This is a genomic window from Paraburkholderia lacunae, from assembly GCF_003353175.1.
Lineage (GTDB): Bacteria > Pseudomonadota > Gammaproteobacteria > Burkholderiales > Burkholderiaceae > Paraburkholderia > Paraburkholderia lacunae.
The window spans coordinates 70,289-86,218 of record NZ_QHKS01000011.1 but is presented as its reverse complement, the minus strand read 5'-3'; the positions used below and the strand labels follow the sequence as shown (position 1 = coordinate 86,218).

15 protein-coding genes are annotated in these 15,930 nt (G+C 63.7%); 5 read left to right on the top strand and 10 right to left on the bottom strand.

Features of this window, described 5'->3' with window-relative positions:
* Nucleotides 1-52: 52 nt before the first annotated feature.
* From fabG to DLM46_RS18180, 6 genes are all read right to left on the bottom strand, one after another.
* Complete coding sequence (gene fabG / locus DLM46_RS18210) at nt 53-802, bottom strand: 3-oxoacyl-ACP reductase FabG (RefSeq protein ID WP_115102244.1); 750 nt, start codon at nt 800-802, stop codon at nt 53-55.
* Between the two features lie 85 nt (nt 803-887).
* Nucleotides 888-1,823: an ACP S-malonyltransferase gene (gene fabD, locus DLM46_RS18205; RefSeq protein ID WP_115102243.1), complete on the bottom strand. Its 936-nt coding sequence runs from the start codon at nt 1,821-1,823 to the stop codon at nt 888-890.
* Nucleotides 1,824-1,931: 108 nt separating this feature from the next.
* A complete protein-coding gene (locus tag DLM46_RS18200) occupies nt 1,932-2,921 on the bottom strand; it encodes a beta-ketoacyl-ACP synthase III (RefSeq protein WP_115102242.1) in 990 nt (329 codons plus the stop codon).
* The gene (gene plsX, locus DLM46_RS18195; RefSeq protein WP_115102241.1) at nt 2,921-4,027 is read right to left on the bottom strand and encodes a phosphate acyltransferase PlsX; all 1,107 of its coding nucleotides are present in this window, start codon (nt 4,025-4,027) and stop codon (nt 2,921-2,923) included. The genes DLM46_RS18200 and plsX overlap by 1 nt, the downstream gene beginning before the upstream one ends.
* Before the next feature lie 172 nt (nt 4,028-4,199).
* Nucleotides 4,200-4,379, bottom strand: coding sequence for a 50S ribosomal protein L32 (rpmF, locus tag DLM46_RS18185; protein WP_006051932.1), 180 nt, complete (start codon nt 4,377-4,379; stop codon nt 4,200-4,202).
* Nucleotides 4,380-4,480: 101 nt separating this feature from the next.
* On the bottom strand, nt 4,481-5,125 hold the full coding sequence (locus DLM46_RS18180) for a DUF177 domain-containing protein (RefSeq protein WP_115102240.1): 645 nt from the start codon (nt 5,123-5,125) through the stop codon (nt 4,481-4,483).
* A gap of 224 nt (nt 5,126-5,349) precedes the next feature.
* On the opposite strand from DLM46_RS18180, the gene DLM46_RS18175 reads away from it, so the two are divergent.
* Both DLM46_RS18175 and DLM46_RS18170 read left to right on the top strand, forming a co-directional pair.
* Complete coding sequence (locus tag DLM46_RS18175; RefSeq protein WP_115102239.1) at nt 5,350-5,967, top strand: Maf-like protein; 618 nt, start codon at nt 5,350-5,352, stop codon at nt 5,965-5,967.
* Nucleotides 5,964-6,683, top strand: coding sequence for an SAM-dependent methyltransferase (locus DLM46_RS18170; RefSeq protein ID WP_115102238.1), 720 nt, complete (start codon nt 5,964-5,966; stop codon nt 6,681-6,683). The genes DLM46_RS18175 and DLM46_RS18170 overlap by 4 nt, the downstream gene beginning before the upstream one ends.
* A 136-nt stretch (nt 6,684-6,819) precedes the next feature.
* Here DLM46_RS18170 and DLM46_RS18165 read toward each other — a convergent pair whose 3' ends face one another.
* The 4 genes from DLM46_RS18165 to DLM46_RS18150 are packed head-to-tail and all read right to left on the bottom strand — an operon-like array spanning nt 6,820 to nt 9,960.
* On the bottom strand, nt 6,820-7,824 hold the full coding sequence (locus DLM46_RS18165) for a S49 family peptidase (protein WP_115102237.1): 1,005 nt from the start codon (nt 7,822-7,824) through the stop codon (nt 6,820-6,822).
* A gap of 30 nt (nt 7,825-7,854) precedes the next feature.
* The gene (locus tag DLM46_RS18160) at nt 7,855-8,286 is read right to left on the bottom strand and encodes a Rieske (2Fe-2S) protein (protein WP_425273995.1); all 432 of its coding nucleotides are present in this window, start codon (nt 8,284-8,286) and stop codon (nt 7,855-7,857) included.
* Nucleotides 8,283-8,942: an HAD-IA family hydrolase gene (locus DLM46_RS18155; RefSeq protein WP_115102236.1), complete on the bottom strand. Its 660-nt coding sequence runs from the start codon at nt 8,940-8,942 to the stop codon at nt 8,283-8,285. Before DLM46_RS18155 ends, DLM46_RS18160 begins: the two co-directional genes overlap by 4 nt.
* Complete coding sequence (locus DLM46_RS18150) at nt 8,935-9,960, bottom strand: RluA family pseudouridine synthase (RefSeq protein ID WP_115102235.1); 1,026 nt, start codon at nt 9,958-9,960, stop codon at nt 8,935-8,937. Before DLM46_RS18150 ends, DLM46_RS18155 begins: the two co-directional genes overlap by 8 nt.
* Nucleotides 9,961-10,689: 729 nt before the next feature.
* Here DLM46_RS18150 and DLM46_RS18145 point away from each other — a divergent pair.
* The 3 genes from DLM46_RS18145 (at nt 10,690) to mobA (ending at nt 15,867) form a co-directional block, all read left to right on the top strand.
* Nucleotides 10,690-13,929 carry an Rne/Rng family ribonuclease gene (locus DLM46_RS18145; protein WP_115102234.1) on the top strand — a complete coding sequence of 1,080 codons (3,240 nt, stop codon included), beginning with the start codon at nt 10,690-10,692 and terminating at the stop codon, nt 13,927-13,929.
* A 201-nt stretch (nt 13,930-14,130) separates the two neighbouring features.
* The gene (gene moaA / locus DLM46_RS18140) at nt 14,131-15,240 is read left to right on the top strand and encodes a GTP 3',8-cyclase MoaA (RefSeq protein ID WP_115102553.1); all 1,110 of its coding nucleotides are present in this window, start codon (nt 14,131-14,133) and stop codon (nt 15,238-15,240) included.
* A 12-nt stretch (nt 15,241-15,252) separates the two neighbouring features.
* Entirely contained in the window at nt 15,253-15,867 is a 615-nt protein-coding gene (gene mobA, locus DLM46_RS18135; protein WP_115102233.1) for a molybdenum cofactor guanylyltransferase MobA, read from the top strand.
* The last annotated feature ends 63 nt before the right edge of the window (nt 15,868-15,930 follow it).

Below are 15,930 nucleotides of genomic sequence, written 5' to 3'. Positions count from 1 at the left end.
GCGCCTTACGCATTTGCAAACGCATCAAGGCGCGGATAGTAACCGAAATTGGTTACGACATGTACATTCCGCCGTTCACATGCAGCGTCGTGCCGGTGATATAACCCGCTTGCGGCGACGCGAGAAACGCGACGGCGTGCGCAATATCTTCCGGGCTGCCGAGGCGGCCTAGCGGAATCTGCGTCTTCAGCGCGGTTTGCTGCTCTTCCGGCAGGGTCCTGGTCATGTCGGTATCGATAAAGCCCGGCGCGACACAATTCACGGTGATGCCGCGGCTGCCGATCTCACGTGCGAGCGCTCGCGTCATGCCCGCCACGCCCGCTTTCGCGGCGGCGTAGTTGGCTTGCCCCGCATTGCCGGCCGAGCCGACCACCGACGTGATATTGATGATGCGGCCGCCACGGGCCTTCATCATCGGGCGCAGCACCGCACGCGACAGACGGAACACCGACTTGAGATTGGTGTCGATCACCGCGTCCCAGTCGTCGTCCTTCATACGCATGGCCAGCTGGTCTTGCGTGATGCCGGCGTTGTTCACGAGTACGTGCAGCGCGCCGAACTCCTTCACCGTGCCGTCGATCAGCGCTTCTGCCGCGGCCGCGTCGTTGACGTTGAGCACCGCGCCGCGGCCGTTCACGCCTGCCGCGCTAAACGCTTCAGTGATTGCCGTTGCGCCGCTTTCGCTGGTCGCCGTGCCGATCACCGTCGCGCCCTGGCGCGCCAGTTCCAGTGCGATCGCACGGCCGATGCCGCGCGAAGCGCCCGTCACGATTGCGATCTGCTTGTCGAGAGTCTTTTCCATCTGTCAGTCCGGATGCCCTTCGGAGGGCTGATTGATTCCTGATGCCGATTTTTGCCGCCGATGCCCGGCGCTTACACGGGGGAGTTCAGCCTGCGGTAACAAGCTTGAGCGTTTCTTCGAGCGAAGCCGGATCGAACACCGAGGCGCCGACCAGGTTGCCGTCGATACGCTTGGTCAAACCCGCAAGGACCTTGCCCGGACCGCATTCGATCACGTGCGTGGCGCCTTGCCCAGCCATCGCCTGCACGCTTTCGACCCAGCGCACCGCACCGGCCGCCTGGCGCACCAGCGCGTCCTTGATCTTTGCCGGCTCGTTGACGACCGCGACGTCGACATTGTTGATCACCGGAATGGAAGGCACCTGAACGTCGACGCTCGCCAGGTATTCGCGCAGCTGATCCGATGCCGGCTTGAGCAGCGACGAGTGGAACGGCGCCGAAACCGGCAGCGGCAACGCGCGCTTCGCGCCCTTCGCCTTCGCGACTTCGCAGGCCTTTTCGACCGCGGCCTTGTGGCCAGCGATCACGACTTGCGCAGGCGCATTGAAATTGACCGCTTCGACGATACCTGCAACCGACGCTTCCGCGCACACCGCCCGCACAGTCTCGTCGTCGAGGCCGAGAATCGCAGCCATGCCGCCTTCACCAACCGGCACCGCCGTTTGCATCGCCTGCGCGCGAAAACGCACAAGCGGCACAGCGTCGCGGAATGCGATTGCGCCCGCCGCGACCAGCGCGGTATATTCACCGAGGCTGTGGCCGGCAACAATCGCCGGCTTCAGGCCGCCGGACTGCTGCCACGCGCGATAGATCGCGTAGGCTGCCGTCAGCATGACCGGCTGGGTGTTGGTAGTGAGGTTCAGATCTTCGGCGGGGCCTTCGGCGATCAGCTTGCCGAGGTCCTGGTTGAGCGCGTCGGATGCTTCCTGAACCGTCTCACGCACGACCGCATGATCGGCGAATGCGTTGAGCATGCCGACTGACTGCGAGCCTTGCCCAGGAAAAACGAACGCAAATTTCATATCGTCCCCAAAATCGAATTAGTCAGATGTGAGTGGCGCGCGCCGTCCATGCGGCTTCCGCGCGTACGGGGGCGCCGCAAACAGCGCCCGCCGGCTCGTCGCCGCTATCTAGTAGCGGATAACCGATGCACCCCACGTAAAGCCGCCGCCGACGCCTTCGATCAGCACGTTCTGGCCGCGCTGGATGCGGCCGTCGCGCACCGCGACGTCGAATGCGAGCGGAATGGACGCAGCCGACGTATTGCCGTGCTCGCCCACTGTGACGACCATGCGTTCCTGCGGCAAGCCGAGCTTGCGGCAGGTGCTCTGCATGATGCGGATATTGGCCTGGTGCGGAATTAGCCAGTCGATCTGCGCAGCCGCCAGATCGGCCTTTGCGAGCGCTTCGACCGCGACCTTTTCGAGCACGTTGACGGCAAGCTTGAACACGGCCTGCCCGTCCATATGCAGGAAGGCGCTGCCGGCGATCACGCCGCCGTTCACGTTGCCCGGCGTGCACAGGATGTTCGAATAGCTGCCGTCGGCATGCAACGCGCTAGCGAGCACGCCCGGCTCCTCGGACGCCGACAGGATCACCGCGCCCGCGCCGTCGCCGAACAGCACGCAGGTGGTGCGGTCGTTGAAATCGAGAATACGCGAGAAGGTTTCCGCGCCGATCACGAGCGCCGTGCGATGCTGGCCGCTGCGAATGAAGCTGTCCGCTGTCGCCACCGCGTAAGCAAAGCCGGAACAGACGGCCTGCACGTCGAACGCCGCGCCGTTGTTCCTGATGCCGAGCTTGTTCTGCAACAGGCACGCCGTGCTCGGAAACACGAAGTCCGGCGTGGAGGTTGCAACGATGATCAGATCGATGGTTTGCGGATCGATATTGGCTGCTTCGATCGCGCGCTGTGACGCGATCAGCGCCAGATCGCTGGTGGTGACATCGGGTTCAGCGAAGTGGCGAGCATGGATGCCCGTGCGGGCGATGATCCATTCGTCGCTCGTCTCGATGCCCTGCTTCGCGAGACGCTCAGCCAGATCCTGATTGGTGACGCGCGCGGGCGGCAGGTAGCTGCCGGTGCCCAGCACGCGGGAATAAATTGTCGATTGAGCCATTATGCCTTCGAGGATTGCGCAGCGTAGGGCTCGGCCGGCTGGCCTGCGAGCGGGCTTGCGTGACCCGCACCGCTTGCGTCGCGCGCCGCCTGTTCGAGAGAACCCGCGTTCTCTTCCATCGCTCGCGCAAGGCGCTCCAGCACGCCGTTTTTGACGGCATCATACCCGCGTTTGATAGCCCACTCAAACGCGTAGGCATCCGCCGAACCGTGACTTTTGATCACCAGTCCGCGCAGGCCGAGCAATGCGGCGCCGTTATATTGCCGATGGTCGACGCGTTTCTTGAAGCGCATCAATACCGGCAAGGCGAGCACCGCCATCACCTTGGTCAGCCACGAACGGCCGAACTCTTCCTTGATGATGTTGGAGAGCATCTGCGCGAGGCCTTCCGACGTCTTCAGCGCGACATTGCCGACGAAACCGTCGCAGACGATCACGTCGACCGTGCCCTTGAAAATGTCGTCGCCTTCAACGTTGCCGTGAAAGTTAAGTGTACTCGCGCGCAGCAGTTCGCCGGCACGTTTGATGGTGTCGTTACCCTTGATGACCTCTTCGCCGATGTTGAGCAGACCGATGGTGGGCCGGTCGCGGCCTTCGAGCGCGGACACGAGCGCGTGCCCCATCTCGGCGAACTGCAGCAGATGCTGCGGCTCGCAATCGACGTTGGCGCCCAGGTCGAGCATCATCGTGTAGCCATTGGGGTTGGGCAGAGCAAACGCGATGGCCGGGCGTTCGATGCCCGACAGCGTTTTCAGCACATACCGCGAGACCGCCATCAGCGCGCCGGTGTTGCCGGCAGAAATGCAGGCTTGTGCCTCGCCTTCCTTGACGCGGTTCAGCGCCACGCGCATGGACGAGTCTTTTTTCTTGCGCAGCGCGACTTCGACCGGATCGTCCATGGCGACGATCTCCGTCGCAGGTACGACGGTCAGCGCCGGCAGGTCCTGAGCCTTCAACTTCTTCAATTGCGCACGAATCGCACTTTCAATGCCGACGAGCAGCAACTGCGCGTCAGGATGCGAACGAACGAAGTTGACGGCCGCGGGAACGGTCACGGACGGGCCGTGGTCGCCTCCCATGCAATCTATCGTGAGCTTTACTGTCATGGAGTGCGACGAATTTCAGGCGCCCTGCATGGGACCGCAGTGGGCGCCAAAGCGCCAACTGCGATCGACACAAAAAAGCGGCAGTTGAATGCCGCCTTTTTGCCGAGCCGGGAAAATGTCAAGCGAGCCGATCGCCACGCGAAACGCCAAGGGGCGCAACGCAGTGAAACGATTAGTCGTTCTTCGTCTTGACGACTTTCTTGCCGCGATAGTAGCCGTTCGGGCTAACGTGGTGACGCAGATGCACTTCGCCCGTGCTCGGTTCCACAGCCAGCGGCGCTGCCGTCAGGAAATCGTGCGAACGGTGCATGCCGCGCTTCGACGGCGACTTCTTATTTTGTTGAACTGCCATGACTAACTCCTAAAAATTTTCCGAATTCTAACACAGCCCGATCCGGTCTCCGCCACTGGCCGGATGGCCAATGCGCCCGCATCGCGCTCCCACGCAACTGTTCAGTGCTTCTTGTCGTCCGGCTCACCGCGCTTGAGACTTTCGAGCGCCGCGAACGGATTGGGCCGTTCGGGCTCGCCGCCCTCATCAGCCTCATCCAGTGCAGCCTCGTCGCCCTCGCCTTCCGCACCGGCCACACCAGAGACGAGGCTCTCGTGCACTTCCGGACAGACCTCGTGCTTGGGCACGAGCGGCAAGGAAAGCAGCAACTCTTCTTCGATCAAGTCGATGAGATCGAACTGGCGCGAGCCCACGATCACTTCGACTTCATCCTCGTCAAGCGGAAACTCTTCGGCTTCCGCCTCAGTGCTGACGATCCGGTAAGTTGCATCGACGTTGAACGTCTGCGAATACGGCGCCATGCAGCGCTGGCATTCGAGCCATGCGGCGCCGTGAACCGCCATCCTCAAATAAGGCTGTGGCCCCTCGGTGCCGTCGTCCTGCAATTCCGGCTGCGTCGCCCCTTCGGCTTGCCAGGTGAACGCGGTATCGCGGTCTGGCGCTTCTGCCGGGACTTCGTTTAACATGCGCGGCAGTTGCGAGACGCGCACGACACCCGCGGCCTGACGCCCACTCCGCGCAAATTCGAACAGATCGAGCTCGTGCGGGTCGGTAAGACCAGCAGGGTTGCCAGGATGTTGAGTCATGTGCGCTCCTGCGTCGGCAAGGATTTCGCCGGGGATAAACCAGTTTGCGAAGCGGCCCGCGAAACCCGTATGGATAGCAATACGAAGGCCCGCTTAGCGCAAGCATACCGGTGAAAAGCCCGAAATCATATCCGTTTTGTCTTTTCGAGTCAAACACTTAAGCCCGTACACGTGCGCGCGCCGCACAACCCTGTACGCCCCGCCTCCCTAGCCGTTGGTTGACCATGCCAGATTCCCCCAATCGCCCGCCACGCCTGATTCTGGCGTCGAGTTCGCCGTATCGTCGCGAATTACTCGAGCGCCTGCGCATTCCATTCGAGGTCGTCGTACCGGCCATCGACGAAACGCCGCTCGCGGGCGAAACGCCGGAAGTGACCGCGCTGCGGCTCGCCGAAGCGAAAGCCCGCGCAGCGGCCGCCAGCCTCGGCGCCGGCGAAGCCGTGCTCGTGATCGGCTCCGATCAGGTCGCCACCTACGACGGCCTGCAAATCGGCAAGCCCGGCACGCACGGCAAGGCGCTCGCCCAGTTGCAGGCGATGCGCGGCCGCGAAGTGCTGTTTCATAGTGCACTGTGCCTGTTCGACAGCCGCTCGGGCACGGCGCAATCGGTCGGCGTCATCACGCGCGTGCTGTTCCGCAATCTGCCGGACGCCGCGCTGGAGGCCTATCTGCATGCCGAAACGCCGTACGACGTCGCCGGCAGCGCCAAATCCGAAGGCCTCGGCATCGCGCTGCTCGACGCCATCCACTCGGACGATCCGACCGCGCTGGTCGGGCTGCCGCTGATCGCCCTGTCGCGCATGCTGCTCGCAGCCGGCTATCCACTCCTGGGGGCGCAATGAGCGGCACGTTATATCTGATTCCGAATACGCTAGGCGAAGGCGACGCCGACGCGCTCGACGCCGTCCTGCCCGCGCCAGTGCGCGCCCGTGCGGCGTCGCTGCACTACTACATCGGCGAAAACGCGAAGACCACGCGTGCGTTCCTGAAGAAAGTCGGCACCGACCGGCCGATCCAGGAAATCGAAATTCGCGAACTGAACGTCAACACGCCGGCCGGCGAGATCGACAAACTGCTCGCCCCCTTGCTGGCCGGCACGGATGCCGGCCTGGTATCCGAAGCCGGCTGCCCGGCGGTCGCGGATCCGGGCGCCCTGCTGGTGCGCCGCGCGCATGAGCGCGGCGTCAAAGTCGTGCCGTTTGTCGGGCCGAGTTCGATTTTGCTGGCCTTGATGGCTTCGGGCCTGAATGGGCAGAGCTTCGCCTTCCACGGCTATCTGCCGGTGGACGCCACCGAACGGGCCAAGCGTCTGCGTGATCTGGAACAGCAATCACGCAAGGCCAGGCAGACGCAGATTTTCATCGAGACGCCCTATCGGAATCGCGCACTGCTCGACACGTTGCTGGCGAGCTGCGCACCGTCGACGCTGGTGTGCGTCGCGGTGGATCTGACGCTGGAAACGGAAACCATCGCGAGCCGCACGGTGGCCGACTGGAAGAAGAAACCGGCCATCGATCTGCATAAGCGGCCGGCGATTTTCCTGATACTCGCCGCCTGATCCTGCGCCGCAGAACAAAAAAGCCCCTCGCGGGGTCAGTTCAGACTGAACTGCAGCCCAAAAGTTGGACATCCGTCCACCGATTTGGGGTGCAGTTCAGTCGAGCAATGACCACACGGGGCTTTTTTGTGAGCAATCAACGCAAATTGAACTTCCCGCCGAGCGCCATCGCATGCACGGCGCCGCTTCCGACTGCTGCGCCGAACTTGCGCGCAACGCGGTCTGTAATGCTCTCCTTCACCGTGTAATCGACGATGTCCGGCGCCTTGATGATGTCGCGCGCGACGTAATTCGCATCGCCGAAACCGTCGGCCAGACCGAGTTCGACGCTCTTCTGGCCCGTCCAGAACAGGCCGGAGAACATATCCGGCGTTTCGTGCAGCCTTTTGCCGCGGCCTTGGCGAACCGCGTCGATGAACTGCGCGTGAATCTGGTCGAGCAAGTCTTGCGCATGTTCGTCCATCTTCGGCGTTTCCGGCGAGAACGGATCGAAAAAGCCCTTGTTCTCACCCGATGTATGCAAACGACGCTGAACCCCCAGCTTGTCCATCAGGCCGGTAAAGCCAAAGCTGTCCATCAGCACGCCAATCGAACCGACGATGCTCGCCTTGTCCACGTAAATCTTGTCTGCGGCCGCGGCTGCGTAATAGCCACCCGACGCGCACATATCGCCGACCACGACGTACAGCGGGATCGACGGATATTTGGCCCGCAAACGGTGAATCTCGCTATAGATGATGCCCGCTTGAACCGGGCTGCCGCCCGGGCTATTGCAACGCAGGATCACCCCGACGGTGCCGGAGTCGTCGAACGCGCTTCGCAGCGCCGTGTTGATATCTTCCGCGTTCGCGTTCGTATCGGTGGAGATTTCGCCGTCAAGCGCGATCATCGCCGTATGCCGGCCGGTGGCCGCGACCTTGTCGCCGGAAAAACCGATTGCGATCCAAACCGCCAGCAGCAATACGATCAGGAACACAAAGCGGAAGAAGATTTTCCACCGCCGCGCGGCGCGCTGTTCGTTGATGGCCGCGAGGGCGATGCGCTCGAGCGCGGCGCGCTCCCAGCCCGGCTCGTCGGCAGGCGTGCGGGGGCGGCCTGTCAGGGACGGTTCTTTCGGTTCGGGAGTCAAATTGTCGGACATGCGTTGCAGTGGAAAGGTCGAAGGGGAAAATCAGGCGCTGGCCGGGCTCAGTTCGCCGTCGGGAAGCCAGAATACGGCGCGGCCTTCGGGCGTATCCCGCTCGTCCACCTGAACGGGGCGTAACCTGGCGCCGCGGCACGGACCGCCGACACATTTGCCTGTATCCGGCGCGTAAATCGCGCCGTGCGTGGCGCACATCAAGTATAAACCGGAGGATTCGAAGAACTGCCCTTCGGCCCAGTCCAGCTCCATCGGCACGTGGGCACAGCGGTTCAGATAGCCATACGCGCGGCCATCATAACGAACGAAAAACACCACTACCTCCGAGCCGCCCAGCGTCGCCGCGCGCCGCACGCCGACGCCGCCGTCGATCAGATCCTCGGCCGCGCAAATCCGCACCGGCTCAACTGCCACCCCGCCGGGGTGCCCAGTCACGTGCTCATTCATGGGCTGCGCGCTCATGCGTTCTCGCGCAGCCAGCCGCACAGCGCGCCAACGCTCGAGGCGACGAATTTCGGCGACAGCGCGGTCAACGAACCGGCTGGGTGGGCGCCATAGGTCACGCCGATGCTCGCCACACCCGCGTTGATCGCCATCTGCAGATCGTGCGTCGTATCGCCGACCATCACGGTGCGCGCGGGATCCTGTCCCAGTTCGCGCGTCAATTCGTGCAGCATGGCCGGATGGGGCTTCGAGAACGTCTCGTCCGCGCAGCGGGTGCCGTCGAACAGGCTTGTCAGGCGCGACTGGTCGAGCGCGCGGTTCAGGCCGACCCGGCTCTTGCCCGTTGCCACCGCCAGCAGATATCCCAGATCGCGCAATTCCTGCAGCATCTCGCGTACGCCGGCGAACAGCTCGGTGGTCTGATCCTTGACTAAATAGTGGAAACGGTAGCGCTCGGCGAGCCGCGGATAGTCGGCCGGATCGAGCGTGGGCGCGGCGATTTGCAGCGCATCGCGCAGGCCGAGGCCGATCACGTAACTGGCGGCCTCGTCGGCGGGCACCGGCAGCCCCAGATCGCGGCACGCCGCCTGGATGCTGCGCGTGATGTGCGCGGTCGAATCCATCAGCGTTCCGTCCCAATCGAAGACGATCAGATCAAATTGCTCTCTAGCCATGCGGTGTCGTCTCCGGGTGTGACCCATTTCGTAATTCGTTGAGCTGCGCGATGAAACTGCGGCATTCGTCCGGCAACGGCGCCTCGAACTGCAGCGGCGCGCCGGTTGCCGGGTGCGTCAGCTTGAGCCGGTACGCGTGCAGGAACATACGCTTCAGGCCAGGCTTCGCGTTGGCGCGCGCCAAAGCTTTATTCAGCGCGAAGTCACCATATTTGGCGTCGCCGACGATCGGCAGTTCCAGATGCTGCAAATGGACGCGAATCTGATGCGTGCGACCGGTCTTCAGTTCCGCCTCGAGCAGCGCGTACTCCGGCCAGCGGTCGATCAGGTTGAATATCGTATGCGACGCAAGGCCATCCGGCTGCACGCGCACGCGGCGTTCGCCGTCCGCGGTCAGATACTTGTGCAGCGGTTCCTTGACCGCGCGGCGGCGGCCCCAGTCACTGGCCCATTCGCCGTGGACGCACGCATAGTAGCGCTTATCCATCTTGTTCTCGCGGATCTGCTCATGCAGATTGACCAGCGCGGCGCGCTTCTTGGCGAGCATCAGGATGCCGGAGGTCTCGCGGTCGAGCCGATGCACCAATTCGAGGAATTTCGCCTGCGGCCGCGCTTCCCGCATCTGCTCGATGACGCCGAACGCGACGCCGCTGCCGCCGTGGACCGCCACGCCGGCCGGTTTGTCGATGACGAGCAGGTGCTCGTCTTCAAAAATGATCTTGAAATGGGCGGTCGGCACCGGCGCCTGGGCAATCGCCTCGTTCGGTTGAGCGACGCGGATTGGCGGCACGCGCACTAGATCGCCAAGCTCGAGACGATGCTGCGCATCGACCCGACCCTTATTTACGCGTACTTCCCCGCTTCGCAGGATGCGGTAAATATGGCTTTTCGGTACGCCCTTACAGACGCGCAACAGGAAGTTATCAATGCGCTGTCCGGCCGCACTGTCATCGATCTCAATGATCGAGACCTGATCACTTGCGACCGATTTCTGGGATATTTTGCCTAACTCTTTCATTCTGAATATAATTTGCCCAGCAGTCTGCGGCGGCCGGCGCAGTGTCCGGAATTCGGGCGGATTGCGCAGGTGCAAGCGATAAACCGTTATTTTACTTGCGCCGGGGTCTGGTTGCTCACCCTGAAAATGAGATGCAACAAGTTGCACGCACGAAGTCAGTGCCCGGCAGGGACGGCGCCCACAGGCGCGTTCGGTCAAGGTCGGCTTCGACGGTAACGGAATTTTGGTAAAAAAGAATTTAGCTTTCAGCTTCGGTATCGGGCGGTCTGACGCCTGTTGTACGAAGCTGCCGGTTGCGAAAATACGGCGTGCGCCCAAGGCGTCTTGTAGAAAGTACAAGACATGGCGACGTCAAAATGAGGCGAGACACCCCCGGCGAGAAAAGACGCGCCCCTTGCGCGAACTTCCCGCTGCGGCATGACCACAGCCTTCGACCCTCCGGTCACGCGCCCAGTTGGCGCACCGGCGCGAGTGGATGAAGGCGAATGAAGGTCGGCCGGCAGAACCCGCGGCGTGTCGGGTCGTTATTTGAAGCCGTGTTCGCATGTGCCCTGCGGCACCGTGTCCTTTTGACCGGACCGGGCCCTCTCAGGCAATTCTCCCGCCAATTTTCCCGCTCCAGCGTGCTTGTGAAAACACAATAAAGCGCGGCATGCCGCTGCCCTCTACGCTCTCGCGACTGACAATCGCGCAGCCAGGGGCCGAGCAAAGCCGCTCTGGAGCCGTTCAATGAAACGCATGTTGTTTAATGCGACGCAGCAGGAAGAACTGCGCGTCGCCATCGTCGATGGGCAAAAACTCATCGATATCGACATCGAAACCGCCGGGCGCGAACAGCGCAAAGGCAATATTTACAAGGGCATCATTACCCGCATCGAGCCCTCGCTCGAAGCCTGTTTCGTCAACTACGGCGAAGACCGCCACGGTTTTCTGCCGTTCAAGGAAGTCGCCCGCCAGTATTTCCGCGACGGCGTCGACATGCGCTCCGCGCGCATCCAGGACGCCCTGAAAGAAGGTCAGGAACTGATCGTTCAGGTCGAAAAGGAAGAGCGCGGCAACAAGGGCGCGGCCCTCACCACCTTCATCTCGCTCGCCGGCCGGTACCTGGTCCTGATGCCGAACAACCCGCGCGGCGGCGGCGTGTCGCGCCGGATCGAAGGCGACGACCGTCAGGAACTGCGCGAAACCATGGCGCAGCTGCAATTGCCGGAAGGCATGAGCATCATCGCGCGCACGGCCGGCATCGGCCGTTCCGCCGAAGAACTGCAGTGGGACCTGAACTACCTGATGCAACTGTGGCGCGCGATCGAAGCCGCGTCGCAAAGCGGCTCGGCCGGCCAGCCGATGCTGATTTATCTCGAATCGAGCCTGGTGATTCGCGCGATTCGCGACTATTTCCAGCCGGATATCGGCGAAATCCTGATCGACACCACTGAAATCCATGACCAGGCCCGCGCCTTCATGGACATCGTGATGCCGGACAACGTCAGCAAGGTGAAGCGCTACCACGACGACGTGCCGCTCTTCTCGCGCTTCCAGATCGAACACCAGATCGAAACCGCCTACTCGCGCACGGTGCCGCTGCCGTCGGGCGGCGCCATCGTGATCGACCACACGGAAGCGCTGGTCGCGATCGACGTGAACTCGGCGCGCGCCACCAAGGGCGCCGACATCGAGGAAACCGCCGCGCGCACCAACCTCGAAGCCGCGGACGAAGTGGCCCGTCAGTTGCGTCTGCGCGACCTGGGCGGCCTGATCGTGATCGACTTCATCGATATGGAATCGGCCAAGAGCCAGCGCGAAGTCGAACAGCGCCTGAAAGACGCGCTGAAGCACGACCGTGCACGCGTCCAGATGGGCAAGATCTCGCGCTTCGGCCTGATGGAACTGTCGCGTCAACGTCTGCGTCCGGCTCTGTCGGAAGGCAGCCACGTGACCTGCCCGCGCTGTAACGGCACGGGCCACATCCGCGACACCGAATCGTCCGCGCTGCAAGTGCTGCGGATCATTCAGGAAGAAGCGATGAAGGAAAACACCGCGGCAATCCATTGCCAGGTGCCGGTCGAAGTGACCGCCTTCCTGTTGAACGAGAAGCGCGCCGAAATCAACAAGATCGAATCGCGATTCAAGGTCAATGTCGTCCTGATCCCGAACAAGCACCTCGACACGCCGCACTACAAGCTAGAGCGTCTGCGTCACGACGACGCGCGCCTCGACGATCCGCGCGCTTCGTGGAAAATGGCCGAAGAAGCGGCTCGCGAACTGGAATCGGAGACCGGCTACAGCAAGCGCACCGAGGAAGTGAAGCCGAAGCAGGAAGCGGCGGTCAAGGGCATCACGCCCGAGAAGCCGGCGCCGAGCGCACCGGTTCGTCCGGCGGCAACCCCGGCTCCGGTGGCAGTTACGTCGGCTGGCGGCGGCTTCATCGGCTGGTTGAAGAATCTGTTCGGCATGCAGCCGGCAGCACCGGCGCCTGTCGCACCGGCTACGACCGAAAAGCAGGCGCGCCCGCAACGCGGCGAACGCACGGAGCGCGCTGAGCGCACCGGCGAACGCGGCGGCGATCGCAACCGCAATCGCCGTGGCGGCGCAACCGGCCGCGATGCAGCGGGCCGTGGCGAAGGCGCCACGGGTGGCCGTCAGGCTCAAGGGCAGCAGCCGTCGCAGCGTCGCGAAGAACGCGAACCGCGTGAAAGTCGCGAAGCACGCGAGGGCCGTGAAGCACGTGAACCGCGTGGTAATCGCGAACCGCGCGAAGCACGTGAAGGCCGCGAACCGCGCGAGGGCCGTGAGCCGCGCGAAGTTCGCGAGGGCCGTGACAATCGTGGCAATGAGCGTGCTGAAACCGTGGAAGGCGCAGCGCGCGCCGAGCGGGGCGAGCGTCAGGAACGCGGCGAACGCCGTGAACGTGGCGAGCGCGCTGAACGCGGCGAGCGTCGCAAGCAGCAACCGGAAGCCGCAGATGCGTTGACGCAAAATGAAGCGCAAGCGGAAGAACTGGCGCAAAACCAGGCTGCGTTGGGCGAAAACGGTGTGCCGGTCGATCAGGAAGCAGTGGCGCGCGACGGTGAAGAGCGCCGTCGCCGCCGTCGCGGACGGCGCGGTGGCCGTCGCGAGCGTGAGGAAGAAGGCGTGAACAGCAATCTGGCTGCGGACGTCGCGGAAGCCGAAGGCGACAACATCGCCGACGAAGCACCGGTGCGTGCGCCGCACCAGCCGGTCGAGCACAAGGCCGAGGCCACTGAAGCGAAACCAGTGACGCCGGTGGAAGTGGCGGTGGCAGCTGTTGCGACTGAAACCGCTGTGGTCACCGAACTGCACGCTGCAACCGAAACGCCGGCTTTGGCCGTCGAGAACGCTGTCAAAACGGAAACGGCTGTGCCGGGCGAAGCAACGCCGGCAGCATCGGCTGTAATCGAGCCTGTGGTGCATGCCGCTGCCGCGCCGGTCGAAACCGTGCAGGCTGCGCCGGCTGTCAGCGAGACCGTTTCGCTGGCCGAACCGGTGGCTCACGTTGGAGCACCGGTTGAAGCCCAAGTTGAAGCCCCGCTCGCCGCTCCGGTCGTCGAAGCTCAGGCCGCACCGGCTCCGGTCGAGGCTCCGGCCCCCGTGGTCGAAGTACCGGCAGTTCAGCCGGCGCCGCAAGCCGAGATCGCCGAGCCGCAGCCGGTCGTGGCAGCCGTTGCGCCGGTAGCCGAACACGTAGAACCGGCAGTCGTCGAGCCGGTGCCTGCCGCCGCTGCGCCGCAAGCGCCGCGCCCTGGCTACGCGTCCGCGGAATCCCTGCAACCGGTGCTGGAGCAGGCCGGCCTCGTCTGGGTGAACACCGACGTCAACAAGCTGCGGGCCGCGCAGGAAGCTGCTGCGCAAACCGTCAAGCCGGCTCGCGTCGTGCGTGAACGCAAACCGTTGCCGCCGCTCGACAGCGCGCCGATGCAACAGGTGGAAACGGGCAAGCATCCGCAGTAAGCTGCCCGTCGCCATGCAAGAAGCCCGCCCTCACCGGCGGGCTTTTTTTATGGGGCAGGAATACCGTGTTCTGGGTGTTGGCATTGGAGACCTCATGTCCGCCCCGGTATACCCGGAGAGCGGCGAGGCGCGGCGGCGGCGCAATGCATTTCCGCTAGAATGAAGATCCAGGTTCCAGTCCAAGCCCGATCGAAGCAATTCATGTCCCGACGCATTATCCCTGTTGCCGATCTCAGCGCGGTGCCGATCATCTCCGGCGCCGTGCAAGCGCCCAGCGGTGTGCTGCACGACACGCTGGCGCGCCCGCTGCGCGACCTGCGCATCTCGGTGACGGATCGCTGCAACTTCCGCTGCGTCTACTGCATGCCGCGCGCGGTGTTCGACAAGGACTACGCCTTTTTGCCGCATAGCGCGCTATTGAGCTTCGAGGAAATCGAGCGGTTGGCGCGGCTCTTCGTCGCACACGGCGTCGAGAAAATCCGTCTGACGGGCGGTGAACCGCTGCTGCGCAAGAATCTGGAATTCCTGATCGAGCGGCTCGCACAACTGACCACGCCGCAAGGCCGCCCGCTCGATCTGACGCTGACCACCAACGGCTCGCTGCTGGAACGCAAGGCGCGCAGCCTGAAAGACGCGGGTTTGAACCGCGTTACGGTCAGCCTCGACGCGCTGGATGACACCCTGTTCCGCCGCATGAACGACGCCGACTTCGCTGTCGGCGAAGTGCTGGACGGTATCGCCGCGGCCCAGGCAGCCGGACTCGCGCCGATCAAGGTCAACATGGTGGTCAAGCGCGGCACCAACGACAGCGAAATCGTGCCGATGGCGCGCCATTTCAAAGGCTCGGGCGCGGTATTGCGCTTTATCGAATACATGGACGTCGGCACCTCGAACGGCTGGAACATGACTGAAGTGCTGCCGTCCGCCGATGTGGTGACGCGCATCGCCGAGCATTTCCCGCTCGTGCCGCTCGAAGCGCATAGCGCCGGCGAGACCGCGCAGCGCTGGGGTTACGTGGACGGCGGCGGAGAAATCGGCGTGATTTCGAGCGTCACGCGTGCCTTTTGCGGCAGTTGCACGCGGGCGCGGCTGTCGACCGAGGGCAAGCTGTATCTGTGCCTGTTCGCGTCGTCGGGTCATGATCTGCGCGCCCTGCTGCGCGGCGGCGCGAACGACGCGGAGATCGCCACCGCGGTCGCCGAAATCTGGCAGGCGCGCACCGATCGCTATTCGCAATTGCGCGGCAGTAACATGGCGCAAGCCCATGCGCAGGATGCCCGCCGTGTCGAAATGTCGTACATCGGCGGCTGAGCGGCCAGGCGCATGAGTCCAGCGCGCGAGCACATCACCGGTCTGGTCCTTGCGGGCGGGCGCGGCATGCGTATGGGCGGCGTCGACAAAGGCTTGCAAATGCTGCACGGCGAGCCGCTCGCTTCCCACGTCCTGAAGCGGATCGCGCCGCAAACAGGCGCCCTCGTCATCAGCGCCAACCGTCATGCCGACGTCTACACCACACTCGGCGCCCCGTTCAACGCCAAGGTCGTCGCCGATACCCTGCCCGGCTTTCCGGGACCTCTGGCAGGCTTGCTCGCCGGGCTGCGCGCGGCCGACACCGCGTACGTTCTGAGCGCACCGTGCGACACACCTGGACTGCCCGCCGACCTCGCCGTCCGCCTCGCGCACGCGCTGGACTCGAACCAGGCCGACCTCGCCACAGTCACCACCGCCGACGCGCAGGGCAACGTCTCGCTCCATCCGGTGTTCGCGTTGCTGCGCACGAGTCTGGCCGACGACCTGGCGGCCTTTCTGGCCGCCGGTGAACGCAAGGTTCGCGCGTGGTACGCGCGCCACAAGACGGTGGAAGTCGCCTTTACCGACGAGCGCGCGTTTTACAATATCAATTCGTTACAAGAACTCGCCGACCTCGACCGTTGTTGAGGCCCCGGTTGAAATCCCGCTCCGGCCCCACGGCAAATACCGGTCCCGCCTCCGGTCGCGACG